This is a genomic window from Arthrobacter sp. UM1 (assembly GCF_020483305.1).
In the GTDB taxonomy this organism is placed as follows: domain Bacteria; phylum Actinomycetota; class Actinomycetes; order Actinomycetales; family Micrococcaceae; genus Falsarthrobacter.
Map to the genome: position 1 here is coordinate 1 of NZ_JACWAB010000008.1, position 15,937 is coordinate 15,937.

Here is a 15,937-nt window from a genome sequence, read left to right on the forward strand (position 1 = left end):
GCCTAACCACACCCGTTTCTGCTCAAAATCCTGCTCGGAAACGGGTGTATTCGCCTGAAACCGGGTGCGATGGCGGAAAGGGGTGTAGCTAGTCGAGAGAGCCGAGGCAGACCGGGGGAATCGAGGCAAGCCAAGGGAACCAACTCAGACCGAGTCGAGGCAGGCCGAGGGAGTCGAGGCGGGCAGCGGCGGCCAGGAAGGCAGGGTTGCCGGGAGCGGGGGGGCAGAACTCTGCCGGACCGGATCACTCATCTGACTAGATCGCCGCCTTGGAGGGGATCATTTCAGCCTGACAGCCCAGTGCTCCCCCGCCTCGCTGTGGACAACTCGCTGAACGCCAGAAAGTTGTCCACGTTTGCTCGGATTCGCCCGCGCCGTGCTCAGCCCCGTTGAGACGATCCTGTTCATGCACACAGAGATCTATTCGACGAACCCGGCGGTACGGCGGGACGCCAAGGCGGGAAAGATGCTCCGTTTGGCACCCGGACGGTACACGGACGCGGCTGCCTGGCGGGGGCTCGCACCCTGGGAGCGCTATCGGCTCTCCGTCCAGGCAAGTGGGGCGCGCCATGTGCTCACGGGCCGTTCGGTCGCGGTTCTCCTGGGGCTGGACGTCTGGCCGTCACCAGATGCGGTGGATGTCGGAACGTGGTCTGCGGGGCACGCGGGCCGAGCTCCGCGCTCTCGGCTTCCGCACCCGTTGCGCAGGCATGTGACGGCTCAGAGCCGAGCGGAACTGGAGGACTCCTCCGTCTTCATCGGGGAGTCCCGGTGCCAAGAGCCGGCTCTCGCCCTCGCCAAGGCTCTCTGTCTCATGGCCTTCCCCCAAGCCGTCATCACCGCCGACTCGCTGGCCCGCGCGCATGCTCTGGTGCACAGTCCCCATCTGCCAGACCGTGCAGAGATCCCGGACCGCCTCCACGCCCTCATCCCCTCCCTGGATGAGGTGGGCGCCAAGCTGGAAGGAGCGGGCTGGCGCCGGGGCAAGCCAGTCGCGCGCCGGGCCCTCGCCTTCGCTTCGCCCCTCAGCGAGTCTGCCGGCGAGAGTCTGTCTCGCGCCATCATGCACGAGCTCGGGTTCGCCACGCCTCTGCTCCAGCACCAGGTCCGCGGGGACTCGGGACGCACCTTCCGCGTGGACTTCGCCTGGCCGGAAGCGGGGATTGCGGGAGAGTTCGACGGGCTGGCCAAGTACACCGCGGAGGGCGGCAGCTCACGCGGGGCGCAGCAGAGGATCGCCGAGGAACGGGACCGCGAGCGCGAGATCGAGCGCGCCGGATTCAGGGTGGTCCGGTGGATGTGGAAGGACCTCGTCACGCCGGTGCGCCTGTTCGGGATTCTTCGGGAATCGGGCGTCCCGGAACGCGCCCGGAGAAGCCCTTCGGACGCCGCGTCGCTCAGGCTGAGCCGCTGGGCGCAGCGCGCATGAGGCGCACATGAAGATGGCGTACGCGGGGAAGAACGCGAGGCGTCGGGCCCCACGCGCTTCGCCGTCGGTCACACAGGCGCCAGCGTCAGATCCCTCGGCGCGCCGAGCCGAATCACCAGGTGTAGAAGCCCTGCCCGGACTTGCGCCCGAGCTCGCCCTTCTCCACCTTCTCGCGCAGCACAGCCGGCGGGGTGAACCGCTCGCCGAGGGTGGACGCCAGGTATTCGGCGATGCCCAGGCGGACGTCGAGGCCCACGATGTCCGTGGTCTTGAGCGGTCCCACCGGGTGCTTGTAACCGAGGACCATGGCGTTGTCGATGTCCTCGGCGCTCGCCACGCCCTCCTCGACCATGCGCATGGCTTCCAGGGCGATGGCGACGCCGAGCCGCGAGCTCGCGAAGCCGGGGGCGTCCTTGACGACGACGGCGGTCTTGCCGAGTCCCGCCGTCCATGCCCGGGCGGCGTCAACCAGCTCCTCGGCACTCTTCTCCGCCACCACCACCTCGATGAGGGTCGAGGCCGGCACAGGGTTGAAGAAGTGCAGGCCCACGAGGCGCTCAGGACGGTCCAGCGCAGCGGCGAGATCGCTCACGGACAGCGAGGAGGTGTTGGTGCCGATCCACGCGCTCTCTCCGACGGCGGCCTCGATGCGGCGCAGGGAGTCGACCTTGAGCTGGAAGTCCTCCGGAACCGCCTCGACCACAAGCTCGCAGTCACGGAAGTCGGCGGCGTCCGTGCTGACGTTCAGCCGGGCCTCGTAGTAGTCCGCACCCTGCTCCAGGAGCCCGCGGTCCCAGGACTTCTCCACGGCGTCGATGACGCGCTTGCGCGCCCCTGCGGCGGCCTCGTCGTCGCGCTCGACGACGACGACGTTGGCGCCCTTGACGAGGAAGGCGTGGGCGATGCCCGCCCCCATCCTGCCTCCGCCGAGGACGCCGACCCTGCCCGGAATCCGAGACTCGGGCACGCCGGCCCCTCCCGCGCCCGCAGGCTGCCGAACGGCTTCGCCGCCCTTCGCACCGCCGCTCGCCGAGGAGTTCGAGCCGTTCGGGGAGGGCTGAGGTGTCTGGGAGGACTGGCTGGTCTTCTCGCTCATCGCTTCTTCTTCCTCTCGAGGAACGCGGTCATGCGCTCGAACTTGGCCGGGGATTCGAACAGGGTGGCCTGGGCGGCCCGGTCCACCATCGGGTGCGCTGAGCGCGGCGCGTGGAAGACCTCCTTGGTCAGGCGGATCGCGAGCGGGTCCTGGGCCGCGACGGCGCCGGCGAGCTCGGCGGCGGCGGACTCCAGCTCAGCTGAGTCCACCAGGCGGGTGACGAGTCCCCACTCCAACGCGGTCTGGCCGTTGACCACGCGGCCGGCCAGAAGGATCTCGAGCGCCCGGGGCTCACCGACCAGCTCCTTGAGCCGCCAGGAAGCGCCGGCCGCGGCGAGGATGCCGAGACCGGGCTCGGGGTTGCCGATCCGGAGGTCGGGCGTGCCGATGCGCAGGTCCGCGGCGTACGCGAGCTCCGCGCCGCCGCCGAGGCAGTATCCGTCGATGGCGGCGATGACGGGCATGGGGAGCTTGGCGATGCGCTCGAAGACGCCGGAGTTGATGCCCGCCAGGGCGTCGTCCCGCCGACGCTCGCGCAACTGGGCGATGTCCGCGCCGGAGGCGAAGACACCCTTGTGCTCGCGGCCGTCGTCGTCCGTGTGCGGGGCCGAGCCCATGATGACGAGCACCTTGGGGTCCTGCTCGAGCTCCTGGCAGACCGCGTGGAGCTCGTCTACCATGGCCTGGTCGATCGCGTTGCGGACCTCGGGCCGGTTGAGGCGGACGGTGACGTGCTCGCCCCGCGTCACCTGGAGCGTGCTGAACTCGCTCACTTCACGCCCTCCAGCACCATGGCGCTGCCCTGGCCGACGCCGATGCACATCGTTGCGAGGCCCAGCGGCCGCTCCGCGTCGCCGAGCTCGCGCTCCATGCGGCCGAGCAGGGTGATGACGATCCTGGAGCCGGACGAGCCGAGCGGGTGGCCCAGGGCGATCGCGCCGCCGTCGCGGTTGACGATCTCCTCACCCAGCCCGAGCTCCCGCATGCAGGCGAGGGACTGGGAGGCGAAGGCCTCGTTGAGCTCGACGGCGCCGAGCTGGTCCACATCCACGCCGGCCTTCTCAAGGGCCCTCCTGGACGCCGGAACCGGGCCGATGCCCATGACCTCCGGCGAGACGCCTGCGCTGGCCGAGGAGAGGATGCGGGCGCGTGCCTTGAGACCGTACTTCTCGACCGCGGCGTCCGAGGCCACGATGACGGCCGAGGCGCCGTCGTTGAGGGAGGACGCGTTTCCGGCCGTCACGACGCTGCCGCCCTTGACGACGGGCTTGAGCTTGGCGAGGACCTCGGGGGTGGTGCCGGGGCGCGGGCCCTCGTCCGTGTCCACCACGGTCTCGGACTTCCGGGTCTTCACCGTCACGGGGACGATCTCGTCCTTGAAGCGGCCGGCCTCGATGGCAGCCAGGGCGCGGGCGTGGGAGCGGACGGCGAACTCGTCGCAGTCCTCGCGGGAGACGCCGTACACGCGGGCGACCTCCTCGGCCGTCTCGGGCATGGAGAACGTCATCTTGCCGTCGCGGTCCAGGTCCCCGCCCTCTGCGAAGCGGGAGTTGACGAACCGCCAGCCAATGGCCGTGTCGAACTGCTCCCCCGGCTTGGCGAACGCGGCGGTCGGCTTGGCCTGCACCCAGGGAGCGCGGGACATGGACTCGACGCCTCCGGCGACGACGATCTCGGCGTCGCCGGCCCGGATCATCTGGGAGGCGAGGGCGATCGCGGACATGCCGGACGCGCAGAGGCGGTTCACGGTGATGCCGGGGACCGTGTCCTCGAACCCGGCGAGCAGCCAGGCCATGCGGGCCACGTTGCGGTTCTCCTCGCCGGCGCCGTTGGCGTTGCCGAACACAACCTCGTCCACGGCCTCAGACGGAACGCCGGCGCGCTCCACGGCCTCCTTGATCGCCAGGGCGGCGAGGTCGTCGGGGCGAACCTGTGCAAGCGCTCCGCCGTAGCGGCCGACGGGCGTGCGAACGCCCCCGACGAGAAACGCGTCTGCCATGTCTTCAAGCTCCTCGAGAATTACTGACCGATCGTTCACTAAAGGTTCTCACCGATGTGCGCCAAGACACAAGACGACCCCTCGGGTTCCGAAGAATCCGAGGGGCCGTCTCAGAGAGCGGACTGCGCTCGAGCCGCGTGCGGCTGGTCAGCGCGGTGTCCGGAGAAGCGGGCGGAGCCGCCTCCCGCGAGGGGTCAGACGCTGCTGGTGTGACCCGAGGCAGCGTCGTCGTGCCCCTGGTGCTCAGCGTGCTCGATCACGGACTCGTGCTCGATGCGCGCCTGGCGGTCATACCACTCCTGCTTCTGGCGCTCCGGGTAGCTCTTGCGCACGAACACCCAGCCCACGGCAAGGAGGATGAGGAAGACCGGGAGCGAGGCCACCGTGAAGAGGCCCATCGGGAAGACGGTGCCGTCATCGAGCTTCGTCGTGTTGAAGGTGATGAGCACGAGGATGCCCGCGATGGCGATGAGGCTGATGATGCTGGCCGGCGCACCGCCCGGCATCGGGAGCTTCGAGGCCTTGCCGTAGCGGCGGCGCAGCGCGATCTGGGACAGGAAGATGGCCGCCCAGGACAGGAGCACGCCCACGGAGGCGGTCTCGAGGGCCAGGTCGAACGCCGTCGAGCCCTCGCCCTTGCCGCCCGTGACGACGAACGCCACGAAGATGCCCACGAGGTAGAACACGGCGATCGCAAGGATCGAGGCGTACGGGACGTGGCGGTTGGACATGCGCGTCAGCCACTGCGGAGCGTGGCCGTTGTGCGCCATCTGGCGGAACACGCGGCCGATCGAGTACAGGCCCGAGTTGCAGGAGGAGAGCGCGGCGGTCACGACGACGAGCGTCATGAGCGTGCCGACCCAGCCCCAGCCGAGGCGCTCGAACACGGAGACGAACGGCGAAACGCCCGCCTTGTACATGTTGGACGGCAGCAGGAGCGCGAGCAGCGTCACCGAGCCCACGTAGAACACGAGGATGCGGACCACGACGGCGCGGATGGCCTTCGGGACCTCCTTCTCGGCGTCCTGCATCTCGCCGGCGGTCACGCCGATCATCTCGATGCCGTTGTAGGCGAACACCACGCCGGAGAGGACGAGGATCATGGCGAAGAAGCCGTTCGGGATCATCGAGCCGCCCACCGCGGTGAGGTTGTGGATGCCCGCGGTGTGGCCGGCGATGTTGGCCTGCGTCACCACGAGGAACGTGCCGATGAGGAGGAACGCCACGATGGCGAAGACCTTGAAGACCGAGGCCCAGAACTCGAACTCGCCGAAGATCTTCACCGAGATCATGTTGACCGAGGTGAGGAGGACGAGCGCGATGATCGAGGAGACCAGCCAGCCGACGGACGGCAGCAGGTTGTTGATGTAGAGGCCGATCGCGATGAGCTCGGCGATGCCGGTCATGCCCCAGTTGAGCACGTACGCCCAGCCGGAGATGTAGGCGCCCTTGCCCCCGTAGAACTCGCCCATGTAGGAGACGAACGAGCCGGAGGTGCGGCGGTACATGATGAGCTCGCCCATGGCGCGCATGAGGAAGAAGCCGAGAAGGCCGGCGATCGCGTACGAGAAGATGAGCGCGGGGCCCGTGGACACGAGGCGTCCGCCGGCACCCATGAAGAGGCCGACGCCGATGGCGCCGCCGATGGCGATCATCGTCACCTGGCGGCTGCTCAGCGCCTTCGCGTAGCCCTCCGCGGAAAGCTCGTACTCGTCGATGCCGTGCTGCTTCGGCTCGGCGGAAGTTGAGGACATGTGAGTCTCAATTCTTGAGGAACGGGGGAAGAACTGGTTTCCGCTCCCCAGGCATCCTAAGGAGCAACCTCTCTAGTGTGAACCACGCCACCCGCAATTGTGAAACTGACAGCTTGTCTGACCTCTCGGGCCGGACGGGCACCACCCTCTCATGAACGGCCCGCGGCCCGCCCGAGGGCCCCTCGCTACGATGGATCCTGTGAACACCTCATCGCGCGAACTCCCCCGCCAGGTCTCCGATACCTTTGATCCCTCCGCATGGCGCGAGGTCGAGGGATTCGGCTTCGACGACATCACCTACCACCGCCAGGTGGAGCGGGACGCCGCCGGTGAAATCGTGAAAGACCTGCCGACGGTCCGCATCGCGTTCGACCGCCCCGAGGTCCGCAACGCCTTCCGCCCCAAGACGGTGGACGAGCTCTACCGGGCGCTGGACCACGCGCGCATGACCCCCGACGTCGCCTGCGTCATCCTCACCGGCAACGGCCCCTCCCCCAAGGACAGCGGCTTCGCCTTCTGCTCCGGCGGAGACCAGCGCATCCGCGGCCGGGACGGATACCGCTACGCGGAGGGAGACACGCGGGAGACCATCGACCCGGCCCGCGCCGGCCGCCTCCACATCCTCGAGGTGCAGCGCCTCATGCGCACCATGCCCAAGGTGGTCCTCTGCGTGGTCAACGGCTGGGCCGCAGGCGGCGGCCACTCGCTCCACGTGGTCTCGGACCTCACGATCGCCTCGAAGGAGCACGGCCGGTTCAAGCAGACGGACGCCACGGTCGGCTCCTTCGACGCCGGCTACGGCTCGGCCCTCCTCGCCCGCCAGATCGGACAGAAGAACGCCCGCGAGATCTTCTTTCTCGCACGGGAATATTCCGCTGATGACATGGTCCGCATGGGCGCCGTCAACGAGGCGGTCCCCCACGCGGAGCTCGAGAAGACCGCGCTCGAGTACGCCCGGGACATCGCCCGCCAGTCCCCGCAGGCCATCCGGATGCTCAAGTTCGCGTTCAACATGGCGGACGACGGCCTCGCCGGCCAGCAGGTCTTCGCCGGAGAGGCCACGCGCCTCGCGTACATGACGGACGAGGCGGTCGAGGGCCGGGACGCGTTCCTCTCCAAGCGGGAGCCGGACTGGTCCAGCCACCCGTACTACTTCTAGAGCCGAGCCGGGCGACCGGACGAGGCTCCGCGGGGCCCGGCCGGACGCGACGGCGCGAGGGAAGGACACCCGTGGAGCTGATCCCGATCCACACTCCCGAGGGGCATGACCCGCTCACGCTGCTCGATCCGCTCGAGCGCGCGCTGGCGGGAGACGGCCCCGCCGTCGCGCCCCACCACGAGCAGGACCTCGCGTTCCCGGATCCCCTCCCGAACGACGACGTCGCCGCCGTCGTCTGCACCTCCGGGTCCACGGGGACGCCGAAGAAGACGATGCTGACCGCAGACGCCCTCGCCGCGTCCTCCGCCGCAACGGCCGAGCGGCTCGGGTTCGAGGCCCAGTGGATGCTGGCCCTGCCGGTGCACTATGTCGCCGGTCTGCAGGTGCTCGTGCGCTCGGTGCACGCGGGGACGCGGCCCGTCGTCGACCCCTCGGTGCTCCGGGGCGGCTTCACCGCGGAGGGCTTCGCGGAGGCCGCCGCGGCGATGACGGGGCTGAAGCGGATCGTCTCTCTCGTCCCCACCCAGCTCTCCCGCCTCCTCGAGGATCCGGAGCAGGCGGCCCTCCCGGCGCTGCGCCGCTTCGACGCCGTGCTGCTCGGCGGCGCCCCGGCCTCCCCCGCGCTGCTCTCGGCGGCGAGGCGCGAGGACGTCCGGGTGGTCCAGACCTACGGCTCCGCCGAGACCTGCGGAGGCTGCGTCTATGACGGGGTGCCGCTGCCCGGCGTGGAGATCGACCTCCAGGAGGGGCGCATCCTCCTCGGCGGCCCCATGGTCGCGGCGGGCTACCTCGGGGCCCCCGAGCTGACGGAGCAGGCCTTCCGCTCCGACGGGCAGATGCGCTGGTACCGCACCTCGGACAACGGCCAGCTCGGCGAGGACGGCCGCCTGCGCGTCACCGGGCGGGTGGACGACGTCATCATGACGGGCGGCGTCAAGGTCTCCGCCGTCGCGGTCCGCGACGTCCTGGAGACGGTTCCCGGCGTGCGGGCGGCGTTCGTCTCGAGCGTCCCGGACCCGGAGTGGGGGCAGCGCGTGGTGGCGTTCGTGGCCACCGCCCGTCCCACCTCGGAGATCCTCGCCGAGACCGAGGCGCGCCTCGCGGGCCCGCAGAAGCCCAGGCTCCTCCTCACCGCCCCGCACCTCCCGTTGCTGCCGAACGGCAAGGAGGACAGGGTCAGCATGAACCGCGCGCTCGCCATGGCGGCGAGCACCGGGGCCGGCTGAGACCCCGGCCCGTGAGCAGGGACGACGACGGCGGGCCTGCGCACCGAAGCCCGCTGACGGGCGGTTCCGCCGCGTTCGGCGTAGGATCGGACGCTGGGCACACCGCGCACGTGGACGCACCGCTCCCGTGACGCCGCCCGAGAAAACGCCGCACGAGAGAACGAGGACCGCGCACATGGCCACAGCCGCCGAGTGGGCTGAGGGAGCCCGCCCGAGGACCCTGCCCATGGCGTTCGCACCCGTCATCGCCGGAACCGCCGCCGCCTACCAGGCCGACCCGTCCGGATGGCTCGAGGCCGGCCCGATCCCCGCGTGGGTCCGCGCCGTGCTCGCCGCGCTCGTCTCCGTCCTCCTCCAGATCGGCGTGAACTACGCCAACGACTACTCAGACGGCGTGCGTGGCACCGACGACGTGCGCGTGGGCCCCGTCCGCCTCACCGCCTCCGGGCTCGCCGCTCCCGCCACGGTCAAGCGGGCCTCCTTCCTCTGCTTCGGCCTCGCGGGCGTGTTCGGGCTCGTCCTGACCGCCGCGTGCGGGCAGTGGTGGTTCATCGCCGTGGGCGTGCTCTGCGTGCTCGCGGCCTGGGGGTACACCGGCGGCTCGAAGCCCTACGGCTACATGGGGCTCGGCGACGTCATGGTCTTCCTCTTCTTCGGCCTCGTGGCCACGCTCGGCACGGCGTACACGCAGGTCCTCGCGCTCTCCGCGGGGGCGTGGGTCGGCGCCGTGAGCGTGGGCCTCTTCGCCACGGCCCTCCTCATGGCCAACAACGTCCGGGACATCCCCACGGACCGGGAGGTCGGCAAGATGACCCTCGCCGTGCGCCTCGGTGACTCGAAGGCCCGCTGGGCGTTCGTCCTCATGTGCGCCGTGGGCGTGCTCCTGCCGCTCGTCCTTGTCCCGCAGATCGGCGCTTGGGCCCTGCTGCCCCTGCTCTCCGGGGCGCTGGCCGCGGCTCCGATCCGCGTCATGCTCTCCCACGGCCGCCTCGAGCGCGCGCAGCTCATCCCGGTGCTCAAGACCACGGGCATCCTCTCGCTCGTCTTCAGCGTGCTCCTCGCAGCAGCCCTTGTGGCGGGGGCCTGAACGGGCCTGAGCGGGCCTACTCGCTCCAGAGGCGCTCGTACTCCGCGATCCGCTCCTCGCCCTGCGGCCCGAGCTCCACGGTCACGGAGGCGATGAGGGACTCCACGAGCGCCATGACCCCGATGATCGAGTCGAACGGCGAGCGGGACTCCACGTGCACCGGCAGCACGAGGTCCGCGAACTGCGCCACGGGCGAGCGCCACGCGTCTGTCACCGCCGCGACCACGGCCCCGCGCTCCGCGAGCCTCCGCGCGGCCTCCTCCGTCTGCGCTGTGTGCCTCCGGACGTCGAAGACGACGGCGACGGCGCCGCGCGGCACGTCCATGACCGCCGCGCGCCCGGAGATCCCGTCCGTCCGCAGCGCGTCCACCCCCGGCCGCAAGAGGGCGAGGTGGGAGCACAGGTAGTCCGCGGCCACCGCCGTGAACCGGCCCCCGAGCGCGACGACGGGCCGGCACGGGTCGGCGAGGAGCGCCGCGAGCCGGTCGAACTCCGAGCGGGGCAGGTCCGCCTGAGTCCGCTCGAGCAGCCCGCTCAGGCTCGCGTGCATCTCCTCGACCAGCCCGACTGCGCTGCCGCGCGCCTTGGCCTCGTACTGCCTGAGCGGGGAGCCGAGCTCGTTCCCGAGCTCCGCCTTGAGGGCGCGCTGCAGGCCGGAGAGCCCCTCGAACCCGAGCCGGTCCGCGAACCGGACCACGGTGGGCGCGCTGACCCCCGCCGCGGCGGCGAGTTCCGCCGCCGTGCCGAGGCCGGACCCCGGATAGCGCTCAAGCACTGCCCGCGCCACCTTCCGCTCCCCCGCGCTCAGCTCGGAGAGGCGGGCGTGGATGGCGGACTTGACGGTCATGGCGGGGCTCATGCCCTCAGTCTCCCAGCCCGCCCTGGGGATCGGCGTCCCCTCGGCGGCCCTCCCGCCCGTCCCGGGGGCTCTCCTCGAGACCGCCGCAGGCCAGGGCGGCGTACGCGGCCGCCATGGCCTTGGCCACCGTGATCACGCTCGAGTCCGGCGGCAGGAAGTGCGGCGAGTGCAGGTGCGCGTCCGGGTCCCCTCCGCAGGTCTCGACGCCGACGAAGCACATCGCAGACGGCAGACGCTCGGAGAAGAAGGAGAAGTCGTCCGCGCCGCAGCTGCGCATGGGCTCCACCACGCGCAGGCCGGCGGCCTCGAGCCAGGGGTCGATCGCCCGGACCACCCCGGCGTCGTTCTCCAGCACGGGCTCGCCGCGGACGATCTCCACCTCGGCCCGGCACCCCGCGGCCTCCGCGCCCGCGCGGGCGAGGCGCTCGACCTCGGCGAGGAGCAGGGCGCGGACCTCCGGGCTCATGGCGCGCACGGTCCCCGTCACCCGGATGGAGTCCGGGATGACGTTGGCGGCCTGGCCGCCGTGGACCGACCCGATGCTCAAGGCGGCCGCCTGCATGGGGTCCACGCGGTTGCGGACGAGGGAGAGCAGGCCGGCCATGATCTGCGCGGCGGCGGGGACAGGGTCCTGCGCCAGATGCGGATAGGCGCCGTGGCCGCCGCGGCCGATCACCTCGATGCGGAACTCGTCCGCGGAGGCGTTGATGCCGCCCGCCCCCGTGGAGACGCATCCTGCGGGGACCCCGGGGTGCACGTGCATCCCGAGGACGGCCCGGACCCGGTTGGCCTCGAGCAGACCGGACTCGGCGATCTCCTGCGCGCCGGAGGGGTACGTCTCCTCGCGTGGCTGCGCGAGCCCGACGAGCGGCACGGGCAGCCGCTCCCCGAGTCCCGCGGCGGCTCGCATGAGCCCGGCGAAGGCCGCCTGGTGGACGTCATGCCCGCAGGCGTGCATCGCGCCGTTCCGGGAGGCGAAGGGCGCCCCCGTCTCCTCGGCCACGGGGAGGGCGTCCAGCTCCGTCCGCACCGCGACGGCCGACCCATCCGGCGCGCCCGCGCGGCAGACGAACCCGTGCTCGGCCACGGGCGTGACGGGCAGCCCCACGGCCTCCGCCAGGCGGGCAGCGGTGGCCGCCTCCTCCCCCGAGACCTCCGGGTGGCGGTGGATCTCGTGTCGGAGGGAGACAAGCTCCTCGGCCTGTTCGTCGATGGCCGCCCAGAGGAGCTGTGCGAGTTCTCGCGTGTGCATCGTCGCCTTTCGAGTGTCGGTGGTGGCAGGCGGGTCCGGTCCGGTCCGTGACCGGCGCCGGGCCCGAGGCGGGACAGGGCCCAGGAGGGGTCAGCCGCCGAGCCGGTAGACCCGCGCGGCGTTCTCGCTCGCGATCATCCGGAAGACGCGCCGGGCGTCCTCCGGGGACCAGTCGCCGCCCTCCGTCCACCGGCGGGCCGCGGACTCGTAGCCGCGGCGGAAGAGGTGCGCTCCGAGCCAGTAGAGCTCGGCCAGCCCGAACGCGTCGCTCGAGAAAAGCGCCTTGTGGAACGGGATGAGCTCGAGGAACTCCTCGACGACGGCCCCGGACCGGGCGCCCGTGTAGTTCACCGCGAGTCCCACGTCCGCGTAGACGTGCGGGAAGACGTGGGCCAGGAACCCGGCCTCCCGGTGGAACGGGTAGCAGTGGAGCAGGGTGACGTCCACGCCGGCGCCGCGGAGCGTCCGCAGCCACGCCGTCATGAGCAGGGGGCTGCAGCGGTGGAGGTCCACGTCGTCGTCGCCATAGCCCACATGGAACTGGATCGGCTTGCGGAACCGCACCGCCTCCTGAAGGAGGAAGCGGATGACGGTCTCGCTCTCAAGGCGGCCGGAGCCGCTCTCCCGCCAGGCGCGGACCTCTCGGCGGACGTCCTCCTCGGCCGGGGCCTCGGGCGCGATCTCGAGGCCGCAGCGATAGGCCGCGATGGACTTGAAGCCCACGGCCTCGCGTTGGCGCTCCTCGAGGGCGAGGCGGAAGGCGGCGCAGAAGTCGTCGTCCGCCCGAGTAAACTCGAAGACCTCCTCGGCGATCCGCTCGAGCCGCACCACCTCCGCCGCGCGGCCTCCTGCGAACGCCGCAGTCTGCTCCGGGTCCGTGATGGCCCCGCCGCGGTAGCCCGTCTCGACGACGAAGGCCCCGATCCCCGCTCCGCCGAGCAGGCGCCGGTTGACCTCGTCCGCGCCGAGGGCGCGCCGCCGCTCGAGGTACGCCTCGGGGGACGCGTGCGGCTCGAGCCCGAGCACCGGCGCGCAGCGGGAGCGGATGAGGAACCCGAGCTGCGAGTCGAAGGCCGTGGCCCCCTCGGGCGGCGGGGCGGAGGACTCGCTCGCAAGGCCCTCGAACTCCGTCCGGGAGAGGTCATGGGCCATGACGCCGTGACAGTGGTGGTCGGTGAAAAGGCCCTCGGCCAGGGGGCGGTCCATGGAGCTCCTCTCTCCTCGCCGGTCTCGGAGGCCGGATACGGCGCCGCCGTTCAGGACGGGCGCCGGGCGTTGGGCGGGTGCGGGCGGGTCAGTACGCCCGCGCATACCGCTCGCACTTCTCCGTGCTGGAGAAGTCCCGCAGCTGGTCGATCTCGTCTCGCTTGATGCTCGTGTGCACGCGCAGCAGGTCCGGGTGGAACCAGCCGGCCGCCGTCGTGTCCTGCTCAAGCGCGGTGAGCGCCTCCTCGAGGCTGCGGGGCAGGGGGCGGATGTCTGCGGACTCGCGCTCGGACTCGTCCATCTCCTCGACGTCGCAGTCCACCACCGTGGGCGCCGCGAGCTTCTCCCGCACGCCCTCGAGGCCCGCGCGGATGAGCGAGCCGAGCACGAGCCACGGGTTGCCCGTGCCGTCCCCGGCCCGGAACTCGAGGTTGAGCTGGGACGCCGGGTCACGGCCCTCCATGCTGACCGTGGGGCAGATGCGCAGGAACGCCTCGCGGTTGTGGCGGCCGAGGAACGCGTTGGCCGAGCTCCAGCGATGAGGGGCGAGGCGCAGGTAGGAGACGTCGCTCGGCGCCGCGATCGCGGCGAGCGCGGAGGCATGGCGGAGGACGCCGGCCGCGAAGGATCCGGTGAGCTCGGAGATCTCCCCCGAGCGGCTCGGATCATGCATGACGGGCTTGCCGTCCCGGTCCAGGAAGCTGAAGTGGATGTGCACGCCGTTGCCCGTGCCCTCGGGGTCCAGCAGGGGCGCGAACGTGGCGTCCCGCCCCACCGAGTGGGCGAAGTCCCGGACGAGGTCCCGCAGGGCCACGGCCCGGTCCGCCGCGGTGAGAGCGTCCTCGGGGCGCATCGTCACCTCCCACTGGTGCTCGCCGTACTCGGGCAGCCAGGTCTCGGGGCGCAGCCCCGAGGACTGGAGCATGTTGACGAGGTCCGTGCCGAACGGCTCCATCCGGCGGAAGGCCTGGAGGGAGAAGGGCGGCTCGGGGCTCTCCTCGCTGCGGAGCATGAACTCGTGCTCGAAGCTGCAGAGAAGCGTCAGGCCCGTCTCCTCCGTGAAGTCCTGGACGGCGCGGCGGAGGAAGGTCCGCGGGCAGCAGGGCCACTCGCTGCCGTCCGTGTTCTTGATGTCCGCCATGTAGAGGTGCATGCGCGGGCGGTTCGGGACGCCGTCCACCACGAGCCGCGAGCGCTCGTCCGGGACGAGCCGCAGGTCTCCCGTGGACCCGAAGCCGCTCGTCTCCACGATCTTGCCGAACGGCCCGATCCCGAGGTTGGCCGGAACCCAGCCGCAGCCGGTCTCGAGGTCCACCTCGTCCACGAGCATCGAGCGCCCCCGCGTCTGCGCGGCGAGATCGTTCGTGGCGATGAATGCGAGTTCCTGACGTGCCATGTCTCTATCCTTCCTCAGTGAGGAGTCGGTCTCCGATGCGGCGTGCGAGGTCCGGCCGCGCGAGCGCGACGACGAGACCCACGGCACACCATGCCCCTGCGATCCAGGGGAAGTACGTGTAGGGCGGCTCCTGCCCGATGACCTGCACCGCATAGACATAGGCGAGGTAGGCGAGGGCGAGGACGGGGAAGACGATCTCCCAGGTCGGGATGCCGTGGCGCCGGCCGAGGATGGCCTTGACGGCCCCGGCCGACGTCATCGCGTAGGCCACGATGAGGCAGAGCACCGCGATGGTGGCGTACCAGTAGTACGTGTCGAACGCCCCGACTCCGAAGACGGCGAGGGCGCCCGCGAGCAGCAGGGCCGCCGCGCAGACCGCGGTCACGGCGGTGCGGGGAACCTCCGAGGGCCCGTGCACGCGGCCGAGCGCGGCCGGGCCGAACCCGTCCCGGGCGAGGGCGAAGAGGAGGCGGGAGGCCGCCGTCGTCGAGCTGAGGAGCGAGGCGAAGGCCACCGCGAAGCCGGAGAACGCGAGCAGCTGGGAGTACCCCGGGCCGATGTACGCGGCCGCCATGTCCGTCAGCGAGGACTCTGAGGCCGCGAAGCGCTGCGCGCCCGCCTCCGAGATCCCGAACCCGGCCGTCTGCGCGTACATGACGAACACGTACACGAGTCCGCCGACGACGACGGCTCCGCCGAGCGCCGCTGGGATGGCCCGCTTGGGGCTGCGGGTCTCCTCCGCGAGCGAGGTGCAGGACTCGAAGCCGGCCCAGGAGAGGAAGGCGAAGACCGAGGCCGTCATGATCGGGGACACGCCCGCTCCTCCGCCGGTGAAGGGCGAGAGGCTGAGGGGCTCGTGCTGCGGCGCCTCCCCGTGGGCCACCTTGACGAGCACGACGACTCCGAGGACGAGCATGAGCGCGATGCCCACGGCCCCGATGACGAGCAGCACGGTGGTCACCGCGGAGGTCTGGCGCAGGCTGACCACGAGGGCCAGCACGGCAGACACCGCCATGACGAGCGGCCACGGGACGCTGATCCCCCAGCCGGTGGCGGCGAGCCAGGACTCGAAGAACGTGCCGCAGGCCCCGAGGATGCAGGCCGCGAAGAACAGGTAGGTGCCGAGCAGCGCGAAGCCGGCGAAGAAGCCGGAGCGCGGACCGATGGTGACGCCGGTCAGCGCGTAGACCGAGCCGGCGTGGGTGTACTTCGAGGTGAGGCGGGCGAAGGAGTAGGCGACGACGAGCGCGCCGGCGAACGCGATGACGAACACGAGGGGAACGGCGGTCCCCGCCAGGCCGGCGACCCCGATCCCGTTGAGCGCCATGGCCATGACCGGCCCCATGAATCCGAGAGAGAGCGCAGCGGCCTCCACGGATGTGATCTTGCGGCGCGAGCCCTGCTCTGAGGACATGTCCCCTCCGGATGATCTAGGTCACAATGACTGGTTCACCGATTCATTCATTACATCGAT

At 71.1% G+C, this 15,937-nt stretch carries 13 protein-coding genes; 4 read left to right on the plus strand and 9 right to left on the minus strand.

Going from position 1 to position 15,937, the window contains the following annotated elements; genetic code table 11:
* The first annotated feature begins 814 nt into the window (after positions 1-814).
* Positions 815-1,429: a hypothetical protein gene (locus H9I38_RS09165; protein WP_226338520.1), complete on the plus strand. Its 615-nt coding sequence runs from the start codon at positions 815-817 to the stop codon at positions 1,427-1,429.
* 112 nt (positions 1,430-1,541) lie between these two features.
* On the opposite strand, the gene H9I38_RS09170 is transcribed toward H9I38_RS09165, so the two are convergent.
* The 4 genes from H9I38_RS09170 to H9I38_RS09185 form a co-directional block, all read right to left on the minus strand.
* Entirely contained in the window at positions 1,542-2,525 is a 984-nt protein-coding gene (locus tag H9I38_RS09170) for a 3-hydroxyacyl-CoA dehydrogenase family protein (RefSeq protein ID WP_226338521.1), read from the minus strand.
* Entirely contained in the window at positions 2,522-3,298 is a 777-nt protein-coding gene (locus H9I38_RS09175; RefSeq protein ID WP_226338522.1) for an enoyl-CoA hydratase/isomerase family protein, read from the minus strand. The genes H9I38_RS09170 and H9I38_RS09175 overlap by 4 nt, the downstream gene beginning before the upstream one ends.
* Positions 3,295-4,524, minus strand: coding sequence for a thiolase family protein (locus H9I38_RS09180; protein ID WP_226338523.1), 1,230 nt, complete (start codon positions 4,522-4,524; stop codon positions 3,295-3,297). The genes H9I38_RS09175 and H9I38_RS09180 overlap by 4 nt, the downstream gene beginning before the upstream one ends.
* 194 nt (positions 4,525-4,718) lie before the next feature.
* The gene (locus tag H9I38_RS09185; protein ID WP_226338524.1) at positions 4,719-6,278 is read right to left on the minus strand and encodes an amino acid permease; all 1,560 of its coding nucleotides are present in this window, start codon (positions 6,276-6,278) and stop codon (positions 4,719-4,721) included.
* Positions 6,279-6,477: 199 nt separating this feature from the next.
* Between H9I38_RS09185 and H9I38_RS09190 the strand changes: the two genes are divergently transcribed.
* From H9I38_RS09190 to H9I38_RS09200, 3 genes are all read left to right on the plus strand, one after another.
* Positions 6,478-7,437, plus strand: a complete 960-nt coding sequence (locus tag H9I38_RS09190; protein ID WP_413463541.1) for a 1,4-dihydroxy-2-naphthoyl-CoA synthase — start codon at positions 6,478-6,480, stop codon at positions 7,435-7,437.
* 71 nt (positions 7,438-7,508) lie between these two features.
* Positions 7,509-8,663, plus strand: a complete 1,155-nt coding sequence (locus tag H9I38_RS09195; RefSeq protein ID WP_226338526.1) for an AMP-binding protein — start codon at positions 7,509-7,511, stop codon at positions 8,661-8,663.
* 175 nt (positions 8,664-8,838) lie between these two features.
* Positions 8,839-9,750: a 1,4-dihydroxy-2-naphthoate polyprenyltransferase gene (locus H9I38_RS09200; RefSeq protein WP_226338527.1), complete on the plus strand. Its 912-nt coding sequence runs from the start codon at positions 8,839-8,841 to the stop codon at positions 9,748-9,750.
* A gap of 16 nt (positions 9,751-9,766) precedes the next feature.
* On the opposite strand, the gene H9I38_RS09205 is transcribed toward H9I38_RS09200, so the two are convergent.
* The 5 genes from H9I38_RS09205 to H9I38_RS09225 all read right to left on the minus strand — a co-directional run bounded on the left by H9I38_RS09205 (position 9,767) and on the right by H9I38_RS09225 (position 15,877).
* A complete protein-coding gene (locus H9I38_RS09205; protein ID WP_226338528.1) occupies positions 9,767-10,609 on the minus strand; it encodes a MurR/RpiR family transcriptional regulator in 843 nt (280 codons plus the stop codon).
* Between the two features lie 4 nt (positions 10,610-10,613).
* Positions 10,614-11,861, minus strand: coding sequence for a M20 metallopeptidase family protein (locus H9I38_RS09210; protein WP_226338529.1), 1,248 nt, complete (start codon positions 11,859-11,861; stop codon positions 10,614-10,616).
* 90 nt (positions 11,862-11,951) lie between these two features.
* Entirely contained in the window at positions 11,952-13,067 is a 1,116-nt protein-coding gene (locus H9I38_RS09215; RefSeq protein WP_226338530.1) for an amidohydrolase family protein, read from the minus strand.
* An 88-nt stretch (positions 13,068-13,155) separates the two neighbouring features.
* Complete coding sequence (locus H9I38_RS09220) at positions 13,156-14,463, minus strand: glutamine synthetase family protein (protein ID WP_226338531.1); 1,308 nt, start codon at positions 14,461-14,463, stop codon at positions 13,156-13,158.
* 4 nt (positions 14,464-14,467) lie between these two features.
* Positions 14,468-15,877, minus strand: coding sequence for an APC family permease (locus tag H9I38_RS09225; protein ID WP_226338532.1), 1,410 nt, complete (start codon positions 15,875-15,877; stop codon positions 14,468-14,470).
* Between the last annotated feature and the right edge of the window lie 60 nt (positions 15,878-15,937).